Annotated in this window: 1 protein-coding gene; it reads right to left on the bottom strand. The window is 69.3% G+C overall.

Features of this window, described 5'->3' with window-relative positions:
- Nucleotides 1-446 precede the first annotated feature (446 nt).
- Nucleotides 447-902, bottom strand: a complete 456-nt coding sequence (locus tag AC07DW_RS33985; RefSeq protein ID WP_478861461.1) for a hypothetical protein — start codon at nt 900-902, stop codon at nt 447-449.
- Between the last annotated feature and the right edge of the window lie 1,939 nt (nt 903-2,841).

The following is a 2,841-nucleotide window of genomic DNA, read 5'->3' as shown; positions in this document are numbered from 1 at the left end:
GCGTGGGACCGCATCCAGCCGCTCCCCGGCCCCGGCTGACCACCACGCCTCATCCCGACGCACCGGAAGGAGGAGCCCGCAGCATCCTCGGCGAGCGGACGCCGGCGACACCCGCGACGACACGCAGCCCGACGGCCTGACCCGCGACAGCCAGCCCGCGGAACGAACCATCAGAAACCAGATATCTCAGCCGATCCCCTCACGCCGGCGCGCGCACGTGAATGATCGAGGCTGGAGACACGAACTGGCCACGGCCTTCCACCGCCTCGCCGCACTGCCCCGGCCCCCCGGCTGACCGACAACCCCCTGCCCGCCCACGACCCGAAGGACCTCGGAGAACCCGACCACCGCGCCGGGACCCCGCCATGCCCGAGCAACGAAATCACCCCACGCACCCGGCAGCAGACGATCAGCGACGTCTCATCACCCCAACCGAAACAGCGAGGCTAATGGTTGATGTAGAAGTTTGTTGTCATGCCCACCCCCAGGGCGCGCTGAACCGTTACGCTGGCTTCCGGGAAAGCCACGGAAGCAGTATCACCACCGAGCTGGTTAGCGCGGGCGATAAGACTGTATTCGCCCCCTTCGTGGTCTGTGAAGTCCAGGGCATAGTAACTAGAAAAGCCCTGCCAGACATCTCTTTCGATTTCAAAATATGCGGCACTATGGGCCGGGAGGGTCCGCACGCTTCGCATGTCGCACTGCCGGGAAAGATTCCGGCTGCTACTTCCCTCATCCTCGATGATTCGTATGTTGGTAAGATCCAAGGTCTTATCGGTGTGATTTTCAATCACGTAGCCGCTCGTTGTTCTCGACGGCTTCACCGGGCTCATACAGTTCAGGGCCGTGTCAGCCTCCACTGGCGCGGCCTGTGCAGCGCTGGGTACCAGAGCGCCGACCATCACGATTCCTGCCAGAACCGAGCAGGCCGTTACTCGCCTCACAAAATTCATACTCCCGCCCTTTCTTGAGTGCCGTGGCCACCGATGGACGGCCGGCGATCCACTCGAGTATCAGCCACCTTCACATTCCGGGCTGTCAGCCAATCGGCCATACAGCCGCCGCAGGACCCCCGGGCCGCCGGAGCGCCGCTTCTGGATACGGGACCGGGCGCACACTCTTCTGAAGCAGAAATTGTGTTCAGATATGAGGCGAGGCACTCGAGAGCTGCATCCGCCGTCTTAAGCCCAGACGCAGGACCGGGGCTGGTGTTTGCGCGCGCCGGTCCAGCCGCGGATGTCCTCCTGGGCCGGGACGGCCTTGCGGACACCTTCTCTTTGCCCGTCAGCCCGACGAACCACCGCTCGGCGAAGCCGAGCCAGGAACAGCCAGCGGGTGTGAAGTGCAGGCGGAGGCGGGGGCGGGCCAGCAGCGAGGTCTTCATGGCCGGGCTCTTGCGGCGGCGTGATTGCCGAGGATCAGGTGCCAGGCCGTCCGGTCCGGTACTTCCTGCGCAGCCAGAAAACCCGGCCGGCTCCCCCACCATCACCTCCGCCAACGGGCCACCGAGCAGCAACCCAACCCGCCTGACGGCTGAGCACCCATGCCCACCACCAGCCCCAGCCGAGCGCTGCCGGCGGACACGGACGAGGCCCTGCTCACCCTCATCTGCCTGCGACCACACCTGCCCGCACAAGGGCGCTCTTTCGGCCTGCCCGGCATCCCCCTCACCATCGGCCCAGCCCACCAGCGCCACCCAGCAGCTGCTGGACGGACAGAGGACCAGCATCACACCGGCCGCCGTGCGCAACTCCACCCGCCCCGACGGACTGCCCGCCGGGGCAACCGGCGCCTGCCCGGCCCGGCGGCACCCGACCGCAGCGCCCACCCGCCAGACACTCACCGGCAAGCACTGCAGCCTCCGCTGCACAAGCCGGTCGTCCCCCGTGCCGCCGCGATGGAACAGCGCCGCCACCGCGGCGGCGACCGCCGCCCGCGCACCCGCGGCGCCTTCCGGCGCCTGCAGGTGAGGCACATGCGCTGGGTGTCCTGTCCTGCTTCCGGGTGGAGTCCTACGAGTGCCCGTCCGCCCGCGCGGATGCGCTCCTGGAGTTCACGGACGCGGTGCTGTGTGCGGACGGGCCGGTGAGGACGCTGGCCAAGCTGCCGCTGGCGGCCAGGCACCCGCACCGGCGCCCTGTACACGGCGCTGGACCAGCTGGGCAGAGCCGGCACGGCCGCGCCGCACACTTGCCAGCCTGCCGGGACCCGCCTCCGCACCGTCCCGGACCCCGCCCTCCACGCCACAAACCGGGGCCACCGGCCCCGCACGTCCCGGATGCCGAAGGCGGCCGGCGGGCGCCTCGTGCTGACCGCCGACGCAAGCAACTGCCCCCGCCCCCCGCCACGCCGATCTGCCGGCCAGCGGTGCACGGCTGAAAGAACCTGAACGCCGCATACCCGAAGCCGAGATGGAGAACGCCCTCCAGAAAAAAGCCCCCGGATTCAGCCCGCCGACGCAACACCCCAGGCACAACAGACGCCGGAGGGGTCGAGGACCCGCACCCACTCCCCCACCCAGAACGCCGCCCAGCAGTACCTCCATTCCCGCCCCGCCCGCGGCGCCCCGGCCGGCACCAGCCGCAAACCCCGGACCACCCGGCCCGGAGCGAGCCCGCAGGCCCCCGGCAGCCGCCTCACCGGCAACCTCCCGGCAGCCAGACCTGACCCGGCCAGCCAGCCAGAGTTACACCGGAATTCCCGACACACCCCTACACAGCCCCCGGCGGCGGCACGTGCCCGTCCCGGTACTACAGCCGTGAGTCGCGGTTGCGGTCTCTGCGGTCGCGGGTGGCGTGATGGCTTTGGCGGGCGCGGGTCTGGTGGGTGCGGCGCCAGAGG

The sequence above is a fragment of the Streptomyces sp. NPDC045701 genome (genome assembly GCF_056432045.1).
Note: the sequence above shows the minus strand (reverse complement) of the source record. Positions and strands in the feature narration are given on the sequence as shown.